Below are 22,066 nucleotides of genomic sequence, written 5' to 3'. Positions count from 1 at the left end.
CAAAAGGTACCGCTGCGCGCCGGCCCGCGCGGCCGTCTCGGCCAGCATGTCCGGCCACGAGGCCCCTATTCCGGATGAGGCTCGGCGACCACCGTCGCCAGGTGCGGATGCGCTTCGGCCTTGACCTGCTGGAAGAGCTTCTTGTAGTACGGCATGCAGTCGGCCATCGCCTGCTCGGTAGTGAACAGCGGCTGGTAGCCGAGGTCGCGGCCGGCCTTGGCGATCGAGAAGTAGTTGTTCAGGTAAAGCCGTTCCACCGCACCGGGTTCCAACATCGGCTCGGGCAGGCCGAACCGGAAGTGCAGCCACTGCCAGGCGAACATGGTGTCGCGCACCATCCGGCCGGAAACCCGGATCTTGGGCCAGCGCTCGCCGCACGCCTCCATCACCGGCCGAGCGAACTCGAACATGTTGATCGGTTCACCGTCGTTGATGAAGTAGGCCTGGCCGGGTGCCGATCCGCCGGGCACCAGATGCTCGGCGGCCAGGATGAAGCCATGAATCAGGTTGTGCACGTAAGAGTTGTCGAGCTTGGCGCGCTTGCTGCCGACCAACACCTTGACGTGACCGGCGACCACGCTTTCAAACAGCTTGCGGAACATGGTCTGGTCGCCGTCGCCCCAGATGCCCGACGGCCGGATCGCGCAGGTCAGCATGCCTTCAACGCCGTTTTCGCCGAGCACGAACTTCTCGGCGACCACCTTGGTCTCGGTGTAGAGGTCGTTGAACTTGGTGGTGTAGGCCATGGTTTCGTCGCCGCCCGAGATGGCCTTGCCGCCCATCACCACACTGTTGGAGGCGGTGTAGACGAACCGCTTCACCCCGGCCCGCTGTCCGGCTTGGACCAGGTTCTTGGTGCCGTCCACGTTGACCGCGAAGCTGCGCCGGCGGATCTCGTCGGTGACTTTGGCACCGCCCTGTAGATCGATGATCGCCGCGGTGTGGAACACGGTGTCGATGTCGGCGACCGCCGCCGCCACGGTCTGCGGGTCGCAGATGTCGCCTTCCAGTTTCTCCAAGTTGGGGTGGTCGGGCAGGGAGGACGGTGCGCGGTCGAAGGACCGCACCTGGTAGCCGCGGTCCAGCAGGGTCTTGACGAAATTGGTGCCGACGAAGCCGGAGCCGCCAGTGACCAGTACCCGGCCGAGTTCAGTAGTCAGTGCAGGATCACCCATCGGGCGAGCATAACTGAACGTGTTTCAGTTCCTGTGGGGGAAGTCACGCCCGGGCGTCGTCGCCGGGTTCGGCGTCCAGCGCCTCCTGCACCCGGCGCCGGGCGCCGGCCAGGTGCTCTTCACACCGCTTGGCCAGCTGCTCACCCCGTTCCCACAGGCTCAGCGACGCATCGAGATCCATCCCGCCCTGCTCCAGGCGCTGCACCACGTCGATCAGCTCGTCGCGGCATTGCTCATAGCCAAGCTCACTAACGGGTGTCACCGGATCGGCTTGCTCAGCTGCCATCGCTGGGTCCTTCAAGAAGTCGCCCCTCACTCGTCGCCGCGACGGCCCCGTCGGCCACCCGGATTCGCAGGCGGGTGCCGGCCGCCGCATCGTCGACCGACCGCAGTACGTGCGGCCCTGCTGCGCCGACAGTCTGGACGACCGCGTAGCCGCGCGCCAACGTCGCGGCCGGCCCCAGGGTAGCCAGCCGCGCCGCCAGATGCCCCACCCGTTCGCTTTGCACGGCGATCAGCCGGGTGACATCACGGCGCACCGTGGCCAGGGCGCGCCGTACCTCCTCGCCACGTTCGGTCAGCGCCCGCAGCGGGTCGGCCAGCACCGGTCGGCTGCGCAGCTGCGCCAGCACGCGGTCCTCGCGCACCACCCAGTTGCGCACCGCTTGCGCGCTGCGCCGTCGCAGGTCATCGACCAGCGCCTGTTCGGCGGCGGCATCCGGGACGATCCGCTTCGCCGCGTCGGTGGGGGTGGCCGCGCGCAGGTCAGCGACCAAATCGCACAGCGGGCTGTCGGGTTCGTGGGGCAGCAGGTCCTCGACGCTGCCGCCGCCGCGGGCCAGCACGATCACCTCCACGGCCGGGTCGGCGTCCAGGTCGCGCAGCGCCTCGACGATCTGGGCGACCGCGGTCGGCCCCTGCACGGCGGTGTTGCGTACCGCGAAGCGCACCGCCGGCCACCGGGTGCCGGCCACCGTCATGACATCGTGCTCGGCGGCACTGGCGCGCCCGGTGATCAGGCCGATGGTGCCCGGCAGGAAAGGGAGCGGCCGTTTGAGCCGCGGATCGAACAATCCCTCGGCGTCCAGCAGCCGGCGCAGCCGCTCGATGCGGGCCAGCAGTTCACCGATGCCGACAGCACGGATCTCGCTCAGGCGCAGCGAGAAGGTGCCCCGGGCGGTGTAGAAGTTGGGTTTGCCGCAGACCACCACCTGGGTGCCTTCGGTCAGCTTGACCGGCGCGCCGGCTACCAGTTCGGGGCTGCACGTCACGGTCAGGGACATGTCGGCGGCGGGGTCGCGCAGCACCATAAAGACGGTCCGTACGCCGGGGCGCAGATTGATCTGGGTGAGCTGCCCTTCCACCCACACCGAACCCAGCCGGTCGATCCAGCCCTTGACCCGGATGGCAACCGCGCGGACCGGGAACGGGTTCTCGGCGGATTCGCCCGGCGCGGGGGCGCTCACTTCGCGGTGGTGCGGGTGATCCTGTTGGCCAGCAGCGTCTGGAACGGTGCCCGGGCCTTGGTGGCCTCTTCGTAGGCGAGCAGGGTCTCCAGCTCGTCGAGGCTCAGGGACGCCAGCCGGGCCCGAAGCTGGGCCAGGGTCAGCGAGCCGTAGTCGAGCTCGTCGACCAGGTCGGGGGTGGGCACCGCCGGGTCTGCGGCACCATTCCGGCTGGCCGGAGCCTCGTTATCGGCCGGCGGGGTGGCCCCGTCTTCGCTGAACGAATAGAGGGCGAACCGCCCTTCGGTGCGTGGGCCGGTGTCGTCGTCGTCGAACGTTGTGGCACTGCCATCGAAGCTGTCGTCGAGATCATCATCGAAGGTTGCCCACTCCGGCTGCTCGTCCTTCGGCGGGAACAGCGACTCGAGGGTGGTGTCGCCCTTGTTGACCAGATCCGCGACACCCTGCTGCCAGCGCATCACCGCGTGCGCGGCCTGGCTGGCCAGCGTCATCGGGTAGGTCAGGATGGTTTGCGGCAGCTTCAGGGTCTCCTCGACCGCGACGGTGGCCGCGCCGACCAGAAGCCGGACTCCAAAGGGTGCAGTTGCCATGGCCCCCAGCCTGCCTTACCTGCCGGTCATCTCCAAGTACTGACCGGCGTAACGCGAGCTGGCGGTCTCGTATCGGCAGACCGTACCCTGGTTGCCATGCCCCAAACCGTCGACGTGGAGATCGCCTACAGTTCAGCCGCGCGGGTGGGCGGCGCCCCCGCCGGCAAGCGGGTGCTGCTGGCGGAGCCACGCGGCTACTGCGCGGGCGTGGACCGGGCGGTGGAGACCGTCGAGCGGGCCCTGGAGAAGCACGGTGCCCCGGTGTACGTGCGGCACGAGATCGTGCACAACAAGCATGTGGTGGACACCCTGACGAACAAGGGTGCGGTGTTCGTGCACGAGACCGACGAGGTCCCCGAAGGCGCGATCGTGGTGTTCTCCGCGCACGGCGTGGCCCCGACCGTGCATGAAACGGCCGCCGACCGCAACCTGCGGGTGATCGACGCGACCTGCCCGCTGGTGACCAAGGTGCACAACGAGGCCAAACGATTCGCCCGCGACGGCTACGACATCCTGCTGATCGGCCACGCCGGCCACGAAGAGGTCGTCGGGATCATCGGCGAGGCCCCCAACGACGTGCAGCTGGTCGACGGCTTAGATGCTGTAGCCGCCGTGACCGTCCGCGACGAGAACAAGATCGTGTGGCTGTCGCAGACCACGCTCAGCGTCGACGAGACGATGCAGACGGTGCTCAAGCTGCGCGAACGCTTCCCGAACCTGCAGGACCCGCCCAGCGACGACATCTGCTACGCCACCCAGAACCGCCAGACCGCGGTCAAGGCGATGGCCCCGGAGTGCGAGCTGGTGATCGTGGTGGGCTCGCGGAACTCGTCGAACTCCTGCCGGCTGGTCGAGGTGGCGCTGGGTGCCGGTGCCCGCGCGGCCCACCTGGTCGACTACGCCGACGACATCGACCCGGCGTGGCTGGCGCCCGAGGCCGGCGAGGTGCAGACCATCGGCGTCACCTCAGGTGCGTCGGTGCCCGAGATCCTGGTCCGCGGTGTGCTGGAGCGACTTGGCGAGTACGGCTACGGCACGGTGTTCCCGGTGGCCACCGCTAATGAGACCTTGGTGTTCGCCTTGCCCCGCGAGATCCGGCCCAGTCGCCGCTGACAGCGAGCCGTCGGCTCAGCTAGATGTCGAACTCCCAGGAGTCGGCTTCGTCGTGCGGTTGACGGGAGCGGGTGCGGGGTTGCGCGTCGGCCTCGTCGGCGCCTGGCCTGCGGTAGCGCACCTGGGAAACGGGGTGCCGAGTGCCGGTTCCGTTGCCGCGGCCCTCGGCGCTCGTCGGAGCCGGCCGGCGCCGAGGCATCGATTCGGACGCGTCGGAGGGGCGGTAGCTGCGCGGATGCGGATCCCGGGTGGCCCTGGAGAGCGGGTCACCTGAGCGCGGCGCGTCCTGGGGCGGGCGCGGGCGTCGCCGGGGCTCGTCAGGCCGGTCGGGCGCCGGACGCCGGCGGGGTTGGCGCTCGTCATGTGCCTCGGGGGCCGGGCGTCGCCCCCGCCGCGTCGCTGGGCGGAGCCGGTACGTGATCGGGACCCGGAAGCTGCCCGCGCGGCCCGACGGGATTCCGCGGTGGCGCGGCGGGGACGCCGACCCGGGCGCTGCTCGCGAGAGGCCGACTGCTCGATGGCGTGCGCGGGGTTACGGTTGAGGGCCGAGGTGAGCATGGCGCCGATGCGGTCGCTGAGCGTGGTCCGCTTCGGTGTGCCGTCGTCCTCGGCATCGCGGGTATCGCGCTTGGCGGTGCCGTCCAGCATCCCGAGATACCAGCGAAGCATCCCGATCAGCAGCACGGCCGCCGCGGTGAACAGCATCAGCGGGAAGCGTTCGATCAGGGGATAGCCGCAGTTGATGACGATGGCCTTGAGGCCGGGGAACCCGCCACCGCGTAACAACCAGTACGCGCTGGGCACGCCGATGAACAGGATCAACGGCGGCTGGACCACCGTGGTGAACACCGCCGACTGCTGGACCATGAGCACCGCGGCGATACAGCCCATCGCGTAGAGGGCGGAGAAGACGATAGTCAGTTCTTTGTCTCCGGAGCCGGCGTCGAACGCCACTCCGATCGCTGAGGCGACCACCGCCACTGCCACGGCACTCCACCACGGCAAACCGGCGATGCTCGGCAAGATCGAACGGTGGTCAGCGGCCACTGCCGACTTCTCCCGCGCTACTGCCACACACTGACGGTACCGGCTGGCGGCGGCGGGGGCGCACGGCGGCACGCCACGGGCTCTAGACTTGGCTTCCCGTGAGCCTGAGCCTGGGAATCGTGGGGTTGCCCAACGTCGGTAAGTCGACCCTGTTCAACGCGCTGACACACAACGATGTGTTGGCCGCCAACTACCCGTTCGCGACGATCGAGCCGAACGAGGGCGTGGTGCCGCTGCCCGACCCCCGGCTGGACAAGCTGGCGGAGATCTTCGGTTCCGAGCGCATCCTGCCCGCGCCGGTGACGTTCGTCGATATCGCCGGCATCGTCAAGGGCGCCTCGGAGGGGGCCGGCCTGGGCAACAAGTTCTTGGCCAACATCCGCGAGTGCGACGCCATCTGTCAGGTGGTGCGGGTCTTCGCCGACGACGACGTGGTGCACGTCGACGGCAAGGTGGACCCGGAGGCCGACATCGAGGTGATTGCCACCGAGCTGATCCTCGCTGACATGCAGACCTTGGAGAAGGCGGTCCCGCGGCTGGAGAAGGAAGCCCGCAACAACAAGGACCGCAAGCCCATGCACGAGGCTGCGGTGGCCGCCGCGGCGATCCTCGACACCGGCAAGACCCTGTTCGCCGCCGGGGTGGACACCGCGCCGCTGCGCGAGCTGAACCTGCTGACCACCAAGCCGTTCCTGTATGTGTTCAACGCCGACGAGTCGGTGCTCACCGATGCCGCGCGGGTCGCCGCGTTGCGCGAGCTGGTGGCCCCGGCCGACGCGGTGTTCCTGGACGCCAAGATCGAAGCCGAGCTCGCCGAGCTTGACGACGAGTCCGCCATGGAGCTGCTGGAGTCGATCGGACAGAGTGAGCGCGGCCTGGATGCGTTGGCGCGGGCCGGTTTTCACACCCTGAAGTTGCAGACCTACCTGACCGCCGGACCCAAGGAGGCGCGGGCCTGGACCATCCATCAGGGCGACACTGCGCCCAAGGCGGCTGGGGTGATCCACACCGACTTCGAGAAGGGCTTCATCAAGGCCGAAGTGGTCTCCTACGACGACCTGGTCGAGGCGGGATCGATGGCCGCCGCCAAGGCCGCCGGCAAGGTGCGCATGGAGGGCAAGGACTACGTCATGGCCGATGGGGACGTGGTCGAGTTCCGGTTTAACGTGTAGGTGGACTGCCTGCGCGTTAGCGTCTAGCGCATGGCCATCAAACTCGAGAACGTCGGCATCGCGGTGGACGACCTCGAAGCAACAATCGCCTTCTTCACCGACCTCGGTTTGACACTCGTCGGACGTGACACCGTGAGCGGCGAATGGACCGACATCGCGGTGGGTCTCGACGGTAACCACGCCAACATTGCGATGCTCCAGACGCCGGACGGCCAGGGCCGCATCGAGCTGTTCGAGTACATCCACCCCCGTGCCATCGAGTCGAATCCGACGCGTCCGAACGAAATTGGCATGCACCGCGTCGCCTTCTCGGTCGACGACATCGACGAGGCTCTCGGTATAGCCGCGAAGCACGGATGTCACCCGCTCCGCGGCGTGGCCAACTACAACGACGTGTACAAGCTCACCTATGTCCGCGGTCCCAGCGGAATCATCGTCATGCTCGCCGAGGAGCTGGGGAATACCTGACTAATGATTAGCGGGTCGTTTAAGCCAATGGTTGATTGCCGGCGATTTCGATGGTGGCGGCGAAGCGGACAGTGAGTTTGTCATCGCGGGTGACGCAGGCACGGCGGTGCTCGTGACGTTGCTTACAACGGGTTTGATGCGAGCGGGCCGGGGGTGGGAACGGGTCGCGCGTTAAATCCTCGAAACATCGAGTGCGCAACGGGCCAACAGGCGGTTAGCTGTCGGTAACTGCCGATGGAGGGAGCGCCGAATGGTTGCGCGTAAGCCTCGATTGCGCACGGTCTCAGATGATCCGGTCCGAGTCGAATACCGAACCGTCCACGGATATCGCCGGGCGTATCGGGTGGCCGGGGACGGGCCGCCGCTGCTGCTGATCCACGGGATTGGAGACAATTCGTCGACCTGGAAGCCGCTGATCCCGCTGCTGGCGCAGAAGTACACGGTGATCGCCCCCGATCTCCTCGGTCACGGACTCTCGGATCAGCCGCGCGCTGACTATTCCGTCGCCGCGTTTGCCAACGGCATGCGAGATCTGCTGTCGGTCTTGAATTTTGACCAGGTAACGGTTATCGGGCACTCCTTGGGCGGCGGGGTGGCGATGCAGTTCTGTTACCAGTACCCACAGATGGTTGAGCGGCTGGTGTTGGTGGCCGCCGGCGGTGTAAAGCGCGAGGTCAACCCCGCGCTGCGGCTGGCGTCGCTGCCGGCCGCACCGCAGGCGCTGGCCGCACTTTCAGTGCCAGGATTGGAGACAGCGCTTCGGATGGTTCGGGGTCGGATCGACAAGGTGAACCTGCCGGCGCCTCTGGTCGATCTACCCGAGATCCTGCGGGTGCTAGGTGATTTGAGTTCGCCGAACAAGCGGGCGGCGTTCGTGCGGACGCTGCGTGCCGTGGTGGATTGGCGCGGGCAGATGGTCACCATGCTTGACCGCAGTTATCTCACCGAACGGCTTCCGGTCATGATCGTCTGGGGGACCCACGATCTGGTGCTGCCGTATTCGCACGCCAAGCTCGCACACGCCGCTATGCCGCATTCGCGGCTGGAAACCTTCGTCGATTCCGGTCATTTCCCGTTCCGTGACGACCCGCTACGGTTCGCCGACCTCGTCGACGACTTCATAACCAGCACGGTGCCGTTGGATTTCGATCTGGAACGGTGGCGTCGGCTGCTCACCGACGGAGCGGCCGACCCAGCGGTGGCGGATCTGGATGAGGAGTTGCTGCGCGCGTTGACAGACGGCCGCAGCGTCACCTGAGAGTGGATTTTGGCGGCCGCCAGTTCTCTACTGTCTGAGGTTGAAACCCATCCGCGCCGGATACGTCGCCGACGTGTGTCTCGCCGGTGACCTCACCGCGACGGCGATAGGGGAGGCTCATCCTCATGTCGGTGGTTGAGGCGATCTACCTGGTCGCGGCTGTGCTGTGGATTGTTGTGGTGGTGGCCGCGGCTTGCATAGGAGGCCACTACCTGGTGAAGCTTCGTGCTAGGCGCCGGCAGGTGACCGGGCTGATCGACACCTTGCGGCTGTCCATCGAGCACGCGATCAGCCCCTACCGGGCAGTGGCCGCCGTCGGTGCCTCCGTTCTCCAGCGTGCGGTTGCCGGACGCGGCGTCTTCGGGAGCGTCGCTCAGTTGATGATTTCGTCGAGCCCGTCAGCGCGCAGCGCGGCGAGCCGATCACGCCACTCCTGAAGTGCCTCGGGCGTCAGCCGCGGCCAATCGATGATCTCTTCGGCGACGCGTAGCGGTGCACTGCTGCGATACGAGCGGGTCGGGTTGCCGGGGAACTTCTTGTCGGTGACGTTGGGGTCGTTCTCGAATTCGCCGGTCGGCTCGACCCGATACACCCGCGGCGTACCGTCGCCGGCCGCGAGCTCGGCCGCCAGCCCGGCACCGTCGCGCAAAGCGGTGAAATAGATGTGGTTCATGACGATTTCGGGCCGGTAGTTCGATCGGAAGCCCGCGGTGAGCAGGTCCCCAACCACCAGTGCGGCCTTAGTTCCGTGAAAGAATGGCCCCTCGTCCACCTCCACAGGTTACAAACCAGAGTGCGCCAATGAGCGATATGCGGATTCGAGACTGCACCGGCCCGGCCGAATACCCCCGGCTGGTGCAGATTTGGCGCAGCGCCGTCGACGCCACCCACGACTTTCTGGCAGAACCCGACCGCGCAGCCATCGAGAGTCAGCTGGCCGATACCTATTTTCCGGCCGTTCGCCTCACCGTCGCCGAGATCGACGGTGACCCGGTGGGGTTCGCCGGCACGGCGGGGGAGCACCTGGAGATGCTGTTCGTCCACGCCGGCGCCCGCGGCCACGGAGTCGGGACAGCACTTCTCGATCACGCTTTCGCCGAGCCGGGGATCTGCCTGGTCGAGGTCAACGAGCAGAACGAGCAGGCGGTCGAGTTCTACACTCGGCGCGGATTCGTCGTCACGGGACGTAGCGAGCGTGACGAGGCGGGTCGGCCATACCCGTTGCTGCACATGGCGGCACTGCTCACACCGGTCCTGAGCTATCTGGACGAGCACCGGCCTGCAGATCTGGTCGGGGCCTATCTCTACGGTTCGGCGGCCACCGCCGGGCTGCGGCCGGACAGCGACGTCGATCTGCTGGTTCTCACACGCACACCGCTGTCGGAGGCCGAGCGGGCGTCGCTGGTCTCGATGCTGCTGAGTGTGTCCGGGTGGAGCGGGCATGCCGCCCAATTCCCCGAGGTTGCCGACCGTCGGCCGTTGGAGCTGACCAGCCTCGTCGTAGCCGACGTCGATCCGTTGCCGCAGACACCCCGCCGCGACTTCCAATTCGGCGAATGGCTGCGCGCGGAGCTGCTGGACGGCCAGGTCCCGACTGCCGTTCCCGATCCCGACGTGGTGGTGCTGCTGGCCACCGCCCAAAGTGCTCACCGGGTCTTGCGTGGCCAGCCGCTCGACGCTCTGGTCGCTCCGGTGCCGCCCGAGCTGCTCCGGCACGCCCAGCTCGCGCTGCTGCCCGAGCTCATGAACGATCCGGCGGGCGAGGAGCGGTTCTTCTTGCTGACTTTGGCTCGAATGCTGGTCACGATCGAGACCGGACAGATCGTCGCCAAGGATGTTGCCGCGCAACGTGTCGCACCGAGATTGGCAGGCCGGGATCGTGCCCTGCTGGAGCTGGCCGGACAGGACTATCTCGGGCTTGTCCAGGTGACTTGGGGCGTCCACTACGACCACGTCGTGGCGTTGATTCCGACGCTGGTAGGCCTGATCCACCAGGCCAATGACATTGTCGGGGACCGCGGCTAGCCTTCCGGGAGCGAGCTGGTCGCTGACGGTTGGCGTCCGTTCGGATCATTCAGATTGAATGGCTGAACCGGGCCGACTACCAGATGACGGCGAGACCCGCGGCGGTCAGCGCCAATGCGGCCGCGGCGTAGAACAGCGGGCGAGGGGCTTCCCCTCCCGACTTGCGCTGCCGGGCCCGGCCGATGCCCAGCACGGCACCGAGGGCGATCAGGATCACCAGCTTGATCTCGATCTTGGGATAGTTGAGCACCACTCCGGCAGGCCACGGGGCAGCCAACGCCAGTCCGGTCAGCAGCGATAAGACGACGCCGTAGTCCATCACCGGGGTGAGCTGGAAGCGCCGTGCCGCGGCTTCGGCGATCAACGCCCCGAACGTCACCGCGAATCCGACGATATGCAGCAGAACTATTACGTGCCGTAGTACCTCCACGTCGCTCAGGCTAGCCCCTGGCGGCGGCAAATGGTATTCGATCCGGCGACCCGGGGGTCGCGTGGTTCACCGCCCGGTCGCCGGGGTCTCTACCCTTACCGGCATGACTTCTTCGACAACCCGCCTGGCCGCCGTCGTCGCCGCCACCAGTGACCCGGCCGCCGCCGACCCCGCCGGCTCCCAGGTCGTCTTCCGCGCCTCGGCCGTCGCGCACGATGCAGTGGCCAGCACCATCACCATGGGCCGCTACAGCGTCGAGGTCGATGAGCCGCCGGCGCTCGGCGGTGAGAACACCGCCCCCAACCCGGTCGAGTACTACCTGGGATCGCTGCTGTCCTGCCAGATCGTGACGTGGCGGTACTGGGCCGAGAAGCTGGGTATCGCGGTCGACGAGATCACCGGGCGCGCCGAGGGCGACCTCGACGTGCGCGGGTTCTTCGGCTTGGACGACTCGGTGCGCCCGGGCTTCAGTGAGGTGCGCGTGGTCGTCACCGTGACCGGCCCGGAGACCGAGGAGCGCTACCGGGAACTGCATCAGGTGGTCGAAAAGCACTGCCCGATACTGGATTTGACCACCAACGTCACTCCGGTGTGCAGCACGCTGGAAATCGGGTAGCGGCGATGATCTTCATCGTGGTCAAGTTCGCGGTCAAGCCGGAGTGGGCCGAGCGCTGGCCGCAGCTGGTGGCCGACTTCACCGCGGCCACCCGCGCCGAGCCGGGAAACCTGTGGTTCGACTGGTCGCGCAGCCTGGAGGATCCGAACGAATACGTGCTCGTCGAGGCCTTCCGGGACGGCGACGCCGGCGGCGCGCACGTCAACAGCGAGCATTTCAAGCAGGCCATGGCCGATATGCCGCAGGCGCTGGTGTCGACACCGAAGATCATCAGCCAGCAGATCGACGCGACGGACTGGTCGGCGATGGGTGAGCTGACGGTCTAGCGATTTCGGCGCGATAACTCCCGCTGAGCGGGCGAAACCGCGCCGAAATCGCAATCAGCGCACGACGACGATCTCCCGGCCGAGCTGATAGCCGGGGGCCAACGGCAAGATGTCGCCGCTCCAGAACGACCCGGGGTCGAACCAGTTCGAATTCTTGTCGGTGGACAGCAGCCCCATCTCCTCGTAGGTGATGGCTACCGTCTCGGCGCAGTAGGCGGTCTGCAGCGCGACCTTGTTGTTGCGGGCCTTGCGGCGTTGGGTGATCTCGTGGACTTTGCGGTCCAGAAATGGGATGCCGCGGGTCCAGTCGGCCAGGGTCGGCATCCGCCCCCGCAGCCAGCGGCCGGTGAGCCGCGCCGTGGTGGGAAACGCGGTGCCGTCCATCCGGGCGATCGCCTGCAACAGGTGGTTCTCCTGCTTGCGGGTGATGGTCCCGCTGAGCTGGCGAAACCAGCAGCGCTGCTCGTAGCGGCCCATCCACTGTTCGACCGCTGCCCGGGCATCGTTGAGCTGCACGCCGCGGTGATTGGTGCCGGTCCAGAAGTCGTGCAGCTTGTCGCCGAGCTCGGCATGCCAGATCAGCGGCGGCAGGTCATCGAGGGCCACCGTCATCCCGACATGGTTCACCGGAGAATTGGACAGCGTTTGGATGGCGCGGTCTGGGCCGGAGCGGCCCCGGAACAGCCAGATGTCTCCGGTGCGCGTCTCCGCCAGCGCACGCTCCAACGTCACGGTGTGTTCGTCCACGCTCAGCACCCTAAAGTGTGAGCGTGCGCAGCATCTGGAAATGGATCGGCCTGGCGGGCGTGGTCGGGGTTGCCGCCGGGGGAGTGCTGGTGGCGCGGGACCAGCGGCGGCGACGGGCCTACACGCCCGAGGAAATCCGCGCCCGGCTACACGAGCGGCTGGCCGCGGCGGGCGGGGAAGACTAGCGCGGACTAATCGGTGACGTCGACGGCATAGAGGCGGTGCGTGCCGGCGAAGCCCTTCAGCTCGGCGTCACGGCCGGCACCGACGGTGATGTCGTCGCATTCGCTGACGGCGTCGCGCACGGGTCCACTGATCAGGATCTGACCGCCCTCGGCGGCCGCGGCCACTCGAGCGGCCATCGCGACGTTGCGCCCGAACAAGTCGTCACCGCGGCGCACCGAGCGGCCCATGTGCACCCCGATCCGGACTCGGATCGGGTGCTGCGGTTTGCGACCGCGGCGCGAGGCCAGCGCGTGCTGGATGTCGATGGCGCAGCGCACCGCCTGTTCGGGCTGGGCGAACGCGATCATGAAGCCGTCGCCTTGGCTCTTGACCACATGCCCGCAGTGCTGCGCGACCAGACGCTGCACCATCTGGTCGTGCCGGGCGATCAACTTCACCCAGGCGCGATCACCGATCCGCTCGTTGAGCGCGGTCGATCCCTCGATATCGGTGAACAGCACCACCACATGCCCGTTCGGGGTCAGCCGGGCCAGATCGGGTCGTTCCACCTCCGCCCAGTCGGCGAGGTCTTCGATGGAGCTGCGCACCGCCGCACCAAATCCGTGTTTGCGCACCAGGTTCGCGGTCTGCCACACGGTCTTGACGGCCTCACGTCCGCCGGCCAGCAACAGGTTGCGGGTGTCGACCTGACCGCGCAGTGCCTCGACCTCGGCCTGCGTCTGCCGCAACTGTCGGGTCAACACCGCCAGGGCGACGGCCTCGGCGACCGCCACCGCCGCCAGCACACCGGCCGCCAGCAGCGTCGGTGTCAGCCATCCGATCCCGAACATTCAGCCGGACACGAACTCGACGACGGCTGCGCTGAAGGCGTCGTTGTCGTCGCCGGCGGCGGTGTGCCCGGCGTCGGACAACTCGACGAGGCGCGCGCCGGGGACCTTGGACAGAAAGTCCGCGACACCTTCGGCGCTGACCACGTCGGACAGCTTGCCGCGAACTAGCAGGATCGGAATCTGCAACCCCATGGCGGCGGCCTCGATCTTCTCGGTACGCAGCGCCGGATCGTCCCCGGGCTTGGTCATCAGCGCCGGATCCCAATGCCAGTACCAGCGGCCGTCGCGCAAGCGCAGATTCTTCTTCAGCCCCTCGGGACTACGGGGCTTGGCCCGGTGCGGCAAGTACGCGGCCACCGCGTCGGCGGCCTGCTCCAGGGAATCGAAGCCATCGATGTGGCCGAACATGAAGTCGCGGATCCGGGCACTACCGTCCTTCTCGTACCGCGGCACCACGTCGACCAACACCAGCTTGGTCACCCGCTGCGGCCCGGCCTCATCGGCCACCAGAATGCCGGTCAGCCCGCCCATGCTGGCCCCGATCAGTGCCACCGGCCGGCCGATCGCCTCGATCACCGCGACCGCGTCGGCGGTGAGCGTCTCGATGGCGTAGTCGGCGTTCGGTGCGCGGTCGCTGTCGCCGTGGCCGCGGGTGTCGAGCGCGACGACGTGATAGCCCCGGTCGGCCAAGATCTGGCCGGTCTTGTGCCAGGAGTGCCGATTCTGTCCACCGCCGTGCAGCATCACGATCGTCGGATGCTCGGCGGCTTCGGCGGCGCCCCGGTTCCACTCGTCGGCGACCAGCGTTACTCCGCCGACGCCGTCATATTCGACGGTCTGGGCTGTGCGCATCTCAAGATGGTAGATAGTTGGAACGACAGGGCGGAGGGAAACGCCTGCCCGGCCCGGTCTGAGGGGTATGTGATGACTGAACCGCGGTGGATCGACGTGTCTACGCCCGGGGTCGCGCTCAAGGCACTGAGTTGGGGGACACCGGGTGACCCGGTGGCGTTGTGCATGCACGGGTTTCCGGACACCGCCTACGGATGGCGCCGGGTGGCGCCGCGGCTGGTCGCGGCCGGCTGGCACGTGGTGGCGCCGTTCATGCGGGGCTACGCGCCGTCGTCGATCCCCGCCGACGGCAGCTATCACATCGGCGCGCTGATGGACGACGCGCTGCGGGTGTACGCCGCCGTCGGCGGGACCGGACGCGACGTGGTGATCGGCCACGACTGGGGCGCGATAACGGCCACCGGGCTAGCCGCGATGCCAAACAGTCCGTTCGCCAAGGCGGTGATCATGTCGGTGCCTCCGCCGGCATCGCTTCGCGCGGTCCGTGGGATGGACCGGCTCACCTTGGCCGGCCTCCTGCCGGCGCAGTTGCTGCGCAGTTGGTACATCAGCTACTTCCAACTGCCGTGGCTGCCGGACCGATCCGCCGCATGGGTGCTGCCGCTGTTGTGGCGGCGGTGGTCGCCCGGATATGCCGCCGAAGAGGACCTGCGGCACGTCGACGCGGCCATCGGAACGCCGGAAGGCTGGCGTGCAGCGCTCGGGCCGTACCGGGCGTTGCGCAGCCTACGGGCTCCCGACCGCTACGCCGATCTGCACCGGTATTGGCTGCAACTCCCACAGCTGCCGAGCTTGTACCTGCACGGGCGTACCGACGGCTGCATGTCGCCGGCGTTGACGCGCTGGGTGCAGCCGGCCTTGCCTGCGGGCAGTGCGGTAGCCGTCGTCGAGAACGCCGGGCACTTCCTGCAACTCGAGCAGCCCGACGAGATCGCCGATCGGGTGCTGCCCTTTCTCGCCCGATGAGCGGGGCTTGACCTGACGCGCGGCGAGCGGATGACCGCGATCGACGCCCAGTTCTACTGGATGTCCGCGAAGATCCCCAGTGACCAGTTCCTGCTGTACGCCTTCGCCGGGGTGCCGGCAGACCTCGACGACGCGATCGCCGCGGTGCTCGACCGGGCCCGGTTGATTCCGGACCTGGCCATCCGGGTCGCCGATGCCGGTGCACTGCGCTACCCGCGGTGGGTGTCGACCACCGAGCCGCTGGGTGCGAGCCGGCACCGCGCCCCCGGCGACAGCTGGGCCGGTTGCCTGGATGCGGTCGTGAGCTTGATCGACGACCAGGTCGATGTCCGGGTGGCGCCCTGGCGGTTGCACGTGTTCGCCCCGGTCCACGACATTCCCGGGCACCGCGGCGCGGGCACGGTGGCGGTGTTGCAAGTGGCGCATGCCCTCGCCGACGGCGGGCGGGCTTCGGCGTTGGCTGCCTGGCTGTTCGGCCGGGCCGCACCGGTGGCCGGGGTCCCAACACCGGGCCGTGGTTTCTTGCCGTGGCGCGCGGTTGTCGCGGCGCGCGCCCACCGCAGCCGGGTCGCTGACACTGCGGCCGGGCTCTTGCCGCCCCCGGTGCACGATCGCCCGCCGCTGGCCACCAACAACCGGCCGGCCGGCGGCCGGGTCGTGCGCACGTTGGTGCGGCAGCGACACGAACTGCGCGGGCCGACCGTGACCGTGGCGGTGCTGTCAGCGGTATCGGCGGCGCTGTCGGAGTATCTCGACGAGCCTTCCGATGAACTGGGCGCCGAAGTACCGATGGCCAAAGCCGGTGAGCGCCAAGCCCACAACCACTTCGGCAATATTCCGGTCGGGCTGTATCCGCTGTTGGGTCACGATGCCCGCTGTGACCGGATCGCCGCCGACATCGCCGGGGGCCGGCTCCGCGGCCGCCACCCGGCTGCGTCCGCGGCCGATCGGGCCTTTGCCGCGACACCCGCGGTCCTGCTGCGCTGGGGCATCGACAATTTCGACCTGGAAGCCCGGCCCCAGCGGGTCACCGGCAACACCGTGGTCTCCAGCGTGCACCGCGGCGCCGCGGACCTGCGCTTCGGTGCGGTGCCGGTGCAGCTGACCGCGGGGTTTCCATCGTTGTCCCCGGCGATGGGACTGACCCACGGGGTGCACGGCATCGGCGACACCGTGGTGATCAGCGTGCATGCCGCCGAATCGGCGGTCGGCGATATCGAGGGATATCTAGGACTGCTCGATACTGCGTTGTAGTTTGAGCAGATGGTCACTGCTACTGATGTCGCGCTCCTGCTCCTGCGCTTGGTCCTGGGTCTGACCATGGCGGCGCACGGGTTCAACAAGTTCTTCGGCGGAGGCCGAATCCCCGGCACGGCGGGATGGTTCGAAAGCATCGGGATGAAGCACGGCAAGTTCCAGGCGGTGACGGCGGCAACCGCGGAGATCACCGCCGGGCTGGGGCTGGCGGTGGGGCTGCTGACCCCGATCGCCGCCGCCGGATTCGTGGCCCTGATGGCGGTGGCGGTGTGGACCGTGCACCGCTCGAACGGCTTCTTCGTGCTGACCAACGGCTGGGAGTACAACCTGGTGCTGGCCACCGGCGCCGTCGTGGTGGCGATGCTCGGGCCGGGCTATCTCAGCGTGGACCACCAGATGTTCTGCCATTGCTGGAAGAACGGCTGGCCGGGCCTGTGGATCTCGGTCGGCCGGCGAGTAAGGCAGCCCGCTGCCGGCGTTCTCGTCGACGACCACCCGCCGGCCCAGAAACGGAAACGCGCGCTGCGGGCACGCCTCGCGCTCGCAGATCTTGCACCCCGCACCGATCGGCACCACGGTGGCCGCGTCACCCAGGGCGACGCCGGTGGAGTACACCAGCTTGTCGGCATGCGCCAGGTCGCAACCCAACCCGACGGCGAAAGTCTTGTGCTGCCCCAGATAGCCGCGCCCTTCGGGCGGGGTGGTGGTGGCGATCCAGAAGTACTTGCGGCCATCGGGCATCTGCGCGACCTGGGTGACGATCCGGCCCGGTTGGCTGAACGCGTCGTGCACCACCCACAGCGGACAACTGCCACCGACCCGGCTGAAGTGAAACGCGGTGGCTGACTGGCGCTTCGAGATGTTTCCCGCCTTGTCGGTACGCACGAAGATGAACGGCACCCCGCGCCGCCCGGGCTGTTGCAGTGTCGAAAGCCGGTGGCACACCGTTTCGAAGCCGACCTCGAAGCGGCGTCCCAGCAGGTCGATGTCGTAGCGCAGGTCCATGGCGGAACGCTGAAACTGCCGATACGGCAACAGGAACGCTCCGGCGAAGTAGTTGGCCAACCCGATCTTGGCGACACCGCGGGACTCCGGGCTCAACGACTGATCTTGGGCCACGATGTCCGACATCAACTCCTGTTGCGTCAGCAGTGCCAGCTGAGTGGCGATCTGGAAGGCCCGCTGACCGGCTAGCAGCCAATGCGCGATGCGCAGCACCCGAGTCGCCGGGTCGAAGACCCGTTTGGTTCCCGCGGGCAGGTCATCGACGATCGCCACCGTGATGTCGAATCGTTCGGCCATCAGCGTCGACAGTTGAATGTCCAAGCCGCCGAAGCGCATCCCGGTCTCGACGAACAGTTTCTCGGCGGCGTTGTCGAGCTCACCGATGTAGTTGTTGCGGTCGTAGAAAAAATCGCGGACCTCCTCGAACGGCATGGGCCGGGCCACCGACTGCGCCGAGTCGCCCGAGATCTGTGACCGATAGGACTCCAATTCCTCAGTGGCACCGCGTAGCTGGCGATGCATGGTCAGCAGACTGTTGCCGATATCGGGCATCCGCGCGACCAGTTCCTCGATCTGACTGTCGCTGGCGGCGTGTTCGCCGGCGGTTGCGGTGAACATGTCGCGCAGCTCGGCCACCATCCGGGCGTCGGCGTCCCCGGAGAAGTACTGCGCGGGCAAGCTGAACCGGTCGGTGAGCGCCAGCAACACCGGTACGGTGATCGGCCGCTGGTCGTTTTCGAGCTGGTTGACGTAGCTGGTCGACAGATTCAGCGCGCGTGCCAGGGCCACCTGGGTGAGGCCGCGGTCCTCGCGCAGGCGTCGCAGCCGGGCCCCGGCGAAAGTCCGGGTCGTGGTGGGTGCCATGTCATGAAGCGTAACTTGCGAATGCATTCGCAACATTCGCAATTCTGGCCAACTTAGGACGCATTAATACGCATTTTCCGTGCATATCGGGGTCGAACTGTCGTGCGTAGGGTGTGGAATATGCAGCTACATGACGTGAAGACCCGCCGCAGTGCCGATGACTTCCCCCGCTCCGAGCACCTTGCCTGGAAGATCGCGCAAGTTGCCGCCGATCCGGTGGCCGTACCCGACGACACCGCCGCAATGGTGATCAATCGGATCATCGACAACGCGGCGGTCAGTGCTGCCTCGGTGCTGCGCCGGCCGGTGACCGTCGCCCGCCGTCAAGCGCTGGCGCACCCCTCGACTCCGGGCGCTGCGGTCTTCGGCGTCGAAGGCAGCTACTCGGCGGAATGGGCCGCCTGGGCCAACGGCACCGCGGTGCGCGAACTGGACTTCCACGACACCTTCCTGGCCGCCGAGTACTCGCACCCCGGCGACAACATCCCGCCGCTGGTGGCGGTAGCCCAGCAGCTGGGGCTCTCCGGCGCTGACCTGATCCGCGGCCTGGCTACCGCCTACGAGATTCAGGTCGACCTGGTCAAGGGCATCTGCCTGCACGAGCACAAGATCGACCACGTCGCCCACCTCGGACCGTCGGTGGCTGCCGGAATCGGCACCATGCTGCGGCTGGACCCCGAGGTGATCTACCAGGCGGTCGGCCAGGCGCTGCACCTGACCACCGCCACCCGCCAGTCCCGCAAGGGCCTGATCTCCAGCTGGAAGGCCTACGCGCCGGCCTGGGCCGGCAAGGTCGGCATCGAGGCCGTGGACCGGGCGATGCGCGGGGAGGGTGCGCCGGCCCCGATCTGGGAGGGCGAAGACGGCGTCATCGCCTGGATGCTGTCGGGCAAAGACCACACCTACCAGGTGCCGCTGCCCGGCCCCGGCGAGGCCAAGCGCGGCATCCTGGACACCTACACCAAGGAGTACTCCGCGGAGTACCAGAGCCAGGCGCTGATCGACCTGGCTAAGCGGCTTCGGGAGCGGATCGGCGACCTGAGCCAGGTGGCCACCATCAGGCTGCACACCAGCCACCACACCCACTACGTGATCGGCACCGGCTCGGGCGACCCGCAGAAGTTCGACCCGGACGCCTCGCGGGAAACCCTGGACCACTCGGTGATGTACATCTTCGCCGTCGCACTGGAGGACGGCAGCTGGCACCACGTGCGGTCGTACTCCCCGGAGCGTGCACACCGCCCCGACACCATCGCACTGTGGCGCAAGATCTCCACCGTCGAGGACCCGGAGTGGACCCGGCGCTACCACTCGAGCGACCCGAACGAGAAGGCCTTCGGGGCGCGCGCCGAGGTGACCTTGGCCAGCGGGGAAGTGATCACCGACGAGCTCGCGATCGCCGACGCGCACCCGCTGGGGGCCCGGCCGTTCGAGCGCAAGCAGTACATCGGCAAGTTCACCGAACTCGCCGAGGGCATCGTGACTACGGCCGAGCAGGAGCGCTTCCTGGCCGCCGCAGAAGGTTTAGTGGGGTTGGCGGGTTCCGAACTCAGCGGACTGAACATCGTGGTCGAGCAGTCGGTGCTGGACCAGGCGCCGGCAACCCCCGACGGGATCTTCCGGTGAGTGGGCTGCTCGGGGCCGCCTCGGCGCCGTCGGACAAACGGGCAGCCTTTCGGGCCGGCCTGCAATCTTCTGAGCTGCAACGGTTCCCGGGGGCGTTCTCGCCGCTAGTCGCCAAGCTGGTCGCCGAGATCGGATTCGAGGGCGTCTACGTCTCCGGCGCGGTGCTCTCGGCCGACCTGGGACTGCCCGACATCGGGCTGACCACGTTGACCGAGGTGGCCGGGCGCGGTGCGCAGATCGCCGCCGCCACCAGCCTGCCCACCTTCATTGATGCCGACACCGGTTTCGGCGAGCCGATGAGCGCGGCTCGCACCATCACGGTGCTCGAAGACTCCGGGCTGGCCGGGTGCCACCTGGAGGATCAGGTCAATCCGAAGCGATGCGGGCACCTCGACGGCAAGGCCGTGGTGCCGGCAGGTGAGATGGTCAAGCGGCTGCGCGCCGCGGTCGCCGCGCGCCGGGACCCGAACTTCGTCATCTGCGCCCGCACCGATGCGGCCGGCATCGAAGGCCTTTCCGCCGCGATCGACCGCGCGAAAGCCTACGCCGACGCCGGGGCGGACCTGATCTTCACCGAAGCGCTACGCGGGCCGGCAGATTTCGAAGCGTTCCGCGCCGCAGTCGATGTGCCGCTGCTGGCCAACATGACCGAGTTCGGCAAATCGGAGCTGCTCACCGCCGCGCAACTGTCCGACCTCGGCTACAACGCAGTGATCTACCCGGTCACCACCTTGCGCCTGGCGATGTTCGCCGTCGAGGTGGGTCTACGCGAGATCGACACGGCCGGAACACAATCCGGATTGCTGGACCAGATGCAGCACCGCAGTCGGCTCTACGAGCTGCTGCGCTACGCCGAGTACAACCAGTTCGACGACGACATCTTCAACTTCACGTTAGGAGCGGCTCAATGACGATTTCCCCTGACGCGCCGGAAATCCGCAAAGGTCTCGCGGGCGTCGTCGTCGACACCACCTCGATCTCCAAGGTGGTGCCGGAGACCAACTCGCTGACCTACCGCGGCTACCCGGTGCAGGACCTGGCCGCGCACTGCAGCTTTGAGCAGGTCGCCTACCTGCTCTGGCACGGCGAGCTGCCCACCGATGCCGAGCTGGCGTTGTTCTGCCAGCGCGAGCGGGCGGCCCGGCGGGTGGACCGGTCGCTGCTGTCGCTGGTGGAAAAGCTCCCGGAGAACTGCCACCCGATGGACGTGGTGCGCACCGCGATCAGCTACCTGGGTGCCGAGGACCCTGCTGAGGACGACTCCGCCGAGTCGGCGAACTTCGCCAAGGCGCTGCGGATGTTCGCGGTGCTGCCGACCATCGTCGCCGTCGACATGCGCCGCCGGCGTGGTCTGGCACCGATCGCCCCGCACAGCCACCTCGGCTACTCCGAGAACTTCTTGCGGATGTGCTTCGGCGAGGTGCCCGACCCGGTCATCGTGGAGGCCTTCGAGCAGTCCATGACCCTCTACGCCGAGCACAGCTTCAACGCGTCCACCTTCGCCGCGCGGGTGGTCACCTCCACCCAGTCCGACATCTACAGTGCTGTCACCGCGGCTATCGGCGCGCTCAAGGGCTCGCTGCACGGCGGGGCCAACGAGGCGGTCATGCATGACATGATCGAGATCGGTGAGCCCGCCAAGGCCGCGGAGTGGCTGCACGGCAAGCTGTCTCGCAAGGACAAGGTGATGGGGTTCGGTCACCGGGTGTACAAGCACGGCGACTCGCGGGTGCCGACCATGAAAGCGGCACTGGAGAAGGTCGCGGCGGCGCGTAATGGTCAGCGCTGGTTGGACATCTACCGCATCCTGGAGGCCGAGATGTTTGCCGCCACCGGGATCAAGCCCAACCTGGACTTCCCGACCGGGCCGGCCTACTACCTGATGGGCTTCGACATCCCGATGTTCACTCCGCTGTTCGTGATGAGTCGCATCACCGGATGGACCGCGCACATCATCGAGCAGACGGCGTCCAACGCGCTGATCCGCCCGCTGAGCGCCTATTCGGGAAGCCCGCAGCGCGTCGTCGGCGCCCTCTGAGGTTCGCCC

The 22,066-nt window shown here is 67.7% G+C and carries 23 protein-coding genes and 2 pseudogenes; 14 read left to right on the top strand and 11 right to left on the bottom strand.

All coding sequences use genetic code 11. The annotated features are described in order from the left end of the window. Nucleotides 1-65: 65 nt before the first annotated feature. The 4 genes from BN4346_RS41965 to BN4346_RS41950 are packed head-to-tail and all read right to left on the bottom strand — an operon-like array spanning nt 66 to nt 3,231. Nucleotides 66-1,175 carry a 3-beta-hydroxysteroid dehydrogenase gene (locus BN4346_RS41965; RefSeq protein ID WP_067975691.1) on the bottom strand — a complete coding sequence of 370 codons (1,110 nt, stop codon included), beginning with the start codon at nt 1,173-1,175 and terminating at the stop codon, nt 66-68. Nucleotides 1,176-1,218: 43 nt separating this feature from the next. Next, entirely contained in the window at nt 1,219-1,461 is a 243-nt protein-coding gene (locus BN4346_RS41960; protein WP_067975688.1) for an exodeoxyribonuclease VII small subunit, read from the bottom strand. After that, complete coding sequence (gene xseA / locus BN4346_RS41955) at nt 1,451-2,641, bottom strand: exodeoxyribonuclease VII large subunit (protein WP_067975684.1); 1,191 nt, start codon at nt 2,639-2,641, stop codon at nt 1,451-1,453. The genes BN4346_RS41960 and xseA overlap by 11 nt, the downstream gene beginning before the upstream one ends. Continuing rightward, a complete protein-coding gene (locus BN4346_RS41950; RefSeq protein WP_067975682.1) occupies nt 2,638-3,231 on the bottom strand; it encodes a lipid droplet-associated protein in 594 nt (197 codons plus the stop codon). Before BN4346_RS41950 ends, xseA begins: the two co-directional genes overlap by 4 nt. Before the next feature lie 96 nt (nt 3,232-3,327). On the opposite strand from BN4346_RS41950, the gene BN4346_RS41945 reads away from it, so the two are divergent. Next, complete coding sequence (locus BN4346_RS41945) at nt 3,328-4,344, top strand: 4-hydroxy-3-methylbut-2-enyl diphosphate reductase (protein WP_067975679.1); 1,017 nt, start codon at nt 3,328-3,330, stop codon at nt 4,342-4,344. Nucleotides 4,345-4,359: 15 nt separating this feature from the next. Here the strand turns inward: BN4346_RS41945 and BN4346_RS41940 are convergent, their stop codons facing one another. Then, a complete protein-coding gene (locus BN4346_RS41940; RefSeq protein ID WP_235653690.1) occupies nt 4,360-5,418 on the bottom strand; it encodes a DUF6542 domain-containing protein in 1,059 nt (352 codons plus the stop codon). A gap of 71 nt (nt 5,419-5,489) precedes the next feature. On the opposite strand from BN4346_RS41940, the gene ychF reads away from it, so the two are divergent. The 3 genes from ychF to BN4346_RS41925 all read left to right on the top strand — a co-directional run bounded on the left by ychF (nt 5,490) and on the right by BN4346_RS41925 (nt 8,289). Beyond that, on the top strand, nt 5,490-6,563 hold the full coding sequence (gene ychF, locus BN4346_RS41935) for a redox-regulated ATPase YchF (protein WP_067975671.1): 1,074 nt from the start codon (nt 5,490-5,492) through the stop codon (nt 6,561-6,563). 30 nt (nt 6,564-6,593) lie between these two features. Continuing rightward, nucleotides 6,594-7,031: a VOC family protein gene (locus BN4346_RS41930; protein WP_067975668.1), complete on the top strand. Its 438-nt coding sequence runs from the start codon at nt 6,594-6,596 to the stop codon at nt 7,029-7,031. A gap of 250 nt (nt 7,032-7,281) precedes the next feature. Continuing rightward, complete coding sequence (locus BN4346_RS41925) at nt 7,282-8,289, top strand: alpha/beta fold hydrolase (RefSeq protein ID WP_067975666.1); 1,008 nt, start codon at nt 7,282-7,284, stop codon at nt 8,287-8,289. A gap of 373 nt (nt 8,290-8,662) precedes the next feature. On the opposite strand, the gene arr is transcribed toward BN4346_RS41925, so the two are convergent. After that, nucleotides 8,663-9,067, bottom strand: a complete 405-nt coding sequence (arr, locus tag BN4346_RS41915; protein ID WP_067975662.1) for an NAD(+)--rifampin ADP-ribosyltransferase — start codon at nt 9,065-9,067, stop codon at nt 8,663-8,665. A gap of 23 nt (nt 9,068-9,090) precedes the next feature. Between arr and BN4346_RS49775 the strand changes: the two genes are divergently transcribed. Then, the gene (locus BN4346_RS49775) at nt 9,091-10,314 is read left to right on the top strand and encodes an acetyltransferase (protein ID WP_078058785.1); all 1,224 of its coding nucleotides are present in this window, start codon (nt 9,091-9,093) and stop codon (nt 10,312-10,314) included. A gap of 76 nt (nt 10,315-10,390) precedes the next feature. Here the strand turns inward: BN4346_RS49775 and BN4346_RS41905 are convergent, their stop codons facing one another. Next, the gene (locus tag BN4346_RS41905; RefSeq protein WP_067975660.1) at nt 10,391-10,744 is read right to left on the bottom strand and encodes a Fe-S protein; all 354 of its coding nucleotides are present in this window, start codon (nt 10,742-10,744) and stop codon (nt 10,391-10,393) included. A 103-nt stretch (nt 10,745-10,847) separates the two neighbouring features. Between BN4346_RS41905 and BN4346_RS41900 the strand changes: the two genes are divergently transcribed. Continuing rightward, the gene (locus tag BN4346_RS41900) at nt 10,848-11,360 is read left to right on the top strand and encodes an OsmC family protein (protein ID WP_067975815.1); all 513 of its coding nucleotides are present in this window, start codon (nt 10,848-10,850) and stop codon (nt 11,358-11,360) included. Nucleotides 11,361-11,365: 5 nt separating this feature from the next. Continuing rightward, on the top strand, nt 11,366-11,686 hold the full coding sequence (locus BN4346_RS41895) for a putative quinol monooxygenase (protein WP_067975657.1): 321 nt from the start codon (nt 11,366-11,368) through the stop codon (nt 11,684-11,686). 54 nt (nt 11,687-11,740) lie between these two features. Here BN4346_RS41895 and BN4346_RS41890 read toward each other — a convergent pair whose 3' ends face one another. After that, nucleotides 11,741-12,418, bottom strand: coding sequence for a guanylate cyclase (locus BN4346_RS41890; protein ID WP_407695149.1), 678 nt, complete (start codon nt 12,416-12,418; stop codon nt 11,741-11,743). 38 nt (nt 12,419-12,456) lie between these two features. Between BN4346_RS41890 and BN4346_RS41885 the strand changes: the two genes are divergently transcribed. Further along, the gene (locus BN4346_RS41885) at nt 12,457-12,618 is read left to right on the top strand and encodes a hypothetical protein (protein WP_096867723.1); all 162 of its coding nucleotides are present in this window, start codon (nt 12,457-12,459) and stop codon (nt 12,616-12,618) included. A 6-nt stretch (nt 12,619-12,624) separates the two neighbouring features. Here the strand turns inward: BN4346_RS41885 and BN4346_RS41880 are convergent, their stop codons facing one another. Together BN4346_RS41880 and BN4346_RS41875 are read right to left on the bottom strand one after the other, a co-directional pair. Continuing rightward, nucleotides 12,625-13,449: an adenylate/guanylate cyclase domain-containing protein gene (locus BN4346_RS41880; protein ID WP_067975655.1), complete on the bottom strand. Its 825-nt coding sequence runs from the start codon at nt 13,447-13,449 to the stop codon at nt 12,625-12,627. Next, nucleotides 13,450-14,301: an alpha/beta fold hydrolase gene (locus tag BN4346_RS41875; protein WP_067975652.1), complete on the bottom strand. Its 852-nt coding sequence runs from the start codon at nt 14,299-14,301 to the stop codon at nt 13,450-13,452. It lies immediately after the preceding gene. Nucleotides 14,302-14,373: 72 nt separating this feature from the next. Between BN4346_RS41875 and BN4346_RS41870 the strand changes: the two genes are divergently transcribed. The 3 genes and pseudogenes from BN4346_RS41870 to BN4346_RS41860 form a co-directional block, all read left to right on the top strand. Next, nucleotides 14,374-15,267 (top strand): alpha/beta fold hydrolase, encoded by an 894-nt coding sequence (locus BN4346_RS41870; protein WP_067975649.1) that lies wholly within the window; start codon nt 14,374-14,376, stop codon nt 15,265-15,267. A gap of 30 nt (nt 15,268-15,297) precedes the next feature. Beyond that, the gene (locus tag BN4346_RS41865) at nt 15,298-16,521 is read left to right on the top strand and encodes a WS/DGAT/MGAT family O-acyltransferase (protein ID WP_067975647.1); all 1,224 of its coding nucleotides are present in this window, start codon (nt 15,298-15,300) and stop codon (nt 16,519-16,521) included. Nucleotides 16,522-16,530: 9 nt separating this feature from the next. After that, a pseudogene (locus BN4346_RS41860) lies at nt 16,531-17,034 on the top strand (DoxX family protein); the annotation flags it as partial. Here the strand turns inward: BN4346_RS41860 and BN4346_RS41855 are convergent. Beyond that, nucleotides 16,966-18,393: pseudogene (locus tag BN4346_RS41855) on the bottom strand (short-chain fatty acyl-CoA regulator family protein); the annotation flags it as partial. The pseudogenes BN4346_RS41860 and BN4346_RS41855 sit on opposite strands and share 69 nt — an antisense overlap. Nucleotides 18,394-18,513: 120 nt before the next feature. On the opposite strand from BN4346_RS41855, the gene prpD reads away from it, so the two are divergent. The 3 genes from prpD to BN4346_RS41840 are packed head-to-tail and all read left to right on the top strand — an operon-like array spanning nt 18,514 to nt 22,057. Then, nucleotides 18,514-20,019, top strand: a complete 1,506-nt coding sequence (gene prpD, locus BN4346_RS41850) for a 2-methylcitrate dehydratase PrpD (protein ID WP_067975645.1) — start codon at nt 18,514-18,516, stop codon at nt 20,017-20,019. Beyond that, nucleotides 20,016-20,930, top strand: a complete 915-nt coding sequence (prpB, locus tag BN4346_RS41845) for a methylisocitrate lyase (RefSeq protein WP_067975642.1) — start codon at nt 20,016-20,018, stop codon at nt 20,928-20,930. The genes prpD and prpB overlap by 4 nt, the downstream gene beginning before the upstream one ends. Continuing rightward, a complete protein-coding gene (locus BN4346_RS41840; protein WP_067975639.1) occupies nt 20,927-22,057 on the top strand; it encodes a bifunctional 2-methylcitrate synthase/citrate synthase in 1,131 nt (376 codons plus the stop codon). The genes prpB and BN4346_RS41840 overlap by 4 nt, the downstream gene beginning before the upstream one ends. Nucleotides 22,058-22,066 lie beyond the last annotated feature (9 nt).

Origin of the sequence: Mycolicibacter icosiumassiliensis (assembly GCF_900078685.2) — a bacterium.
Taxonomy (GTDB): Bacteria; Actinomycetota; Actinomycetes; order Mycobacteriales; family Mycobacteriaceae; genus Mycobacterium; species Mycobacterium icosiumassiliensis.
This window is presented reverse-complemented; position numbering and strand designations above follow the sequence as displayed.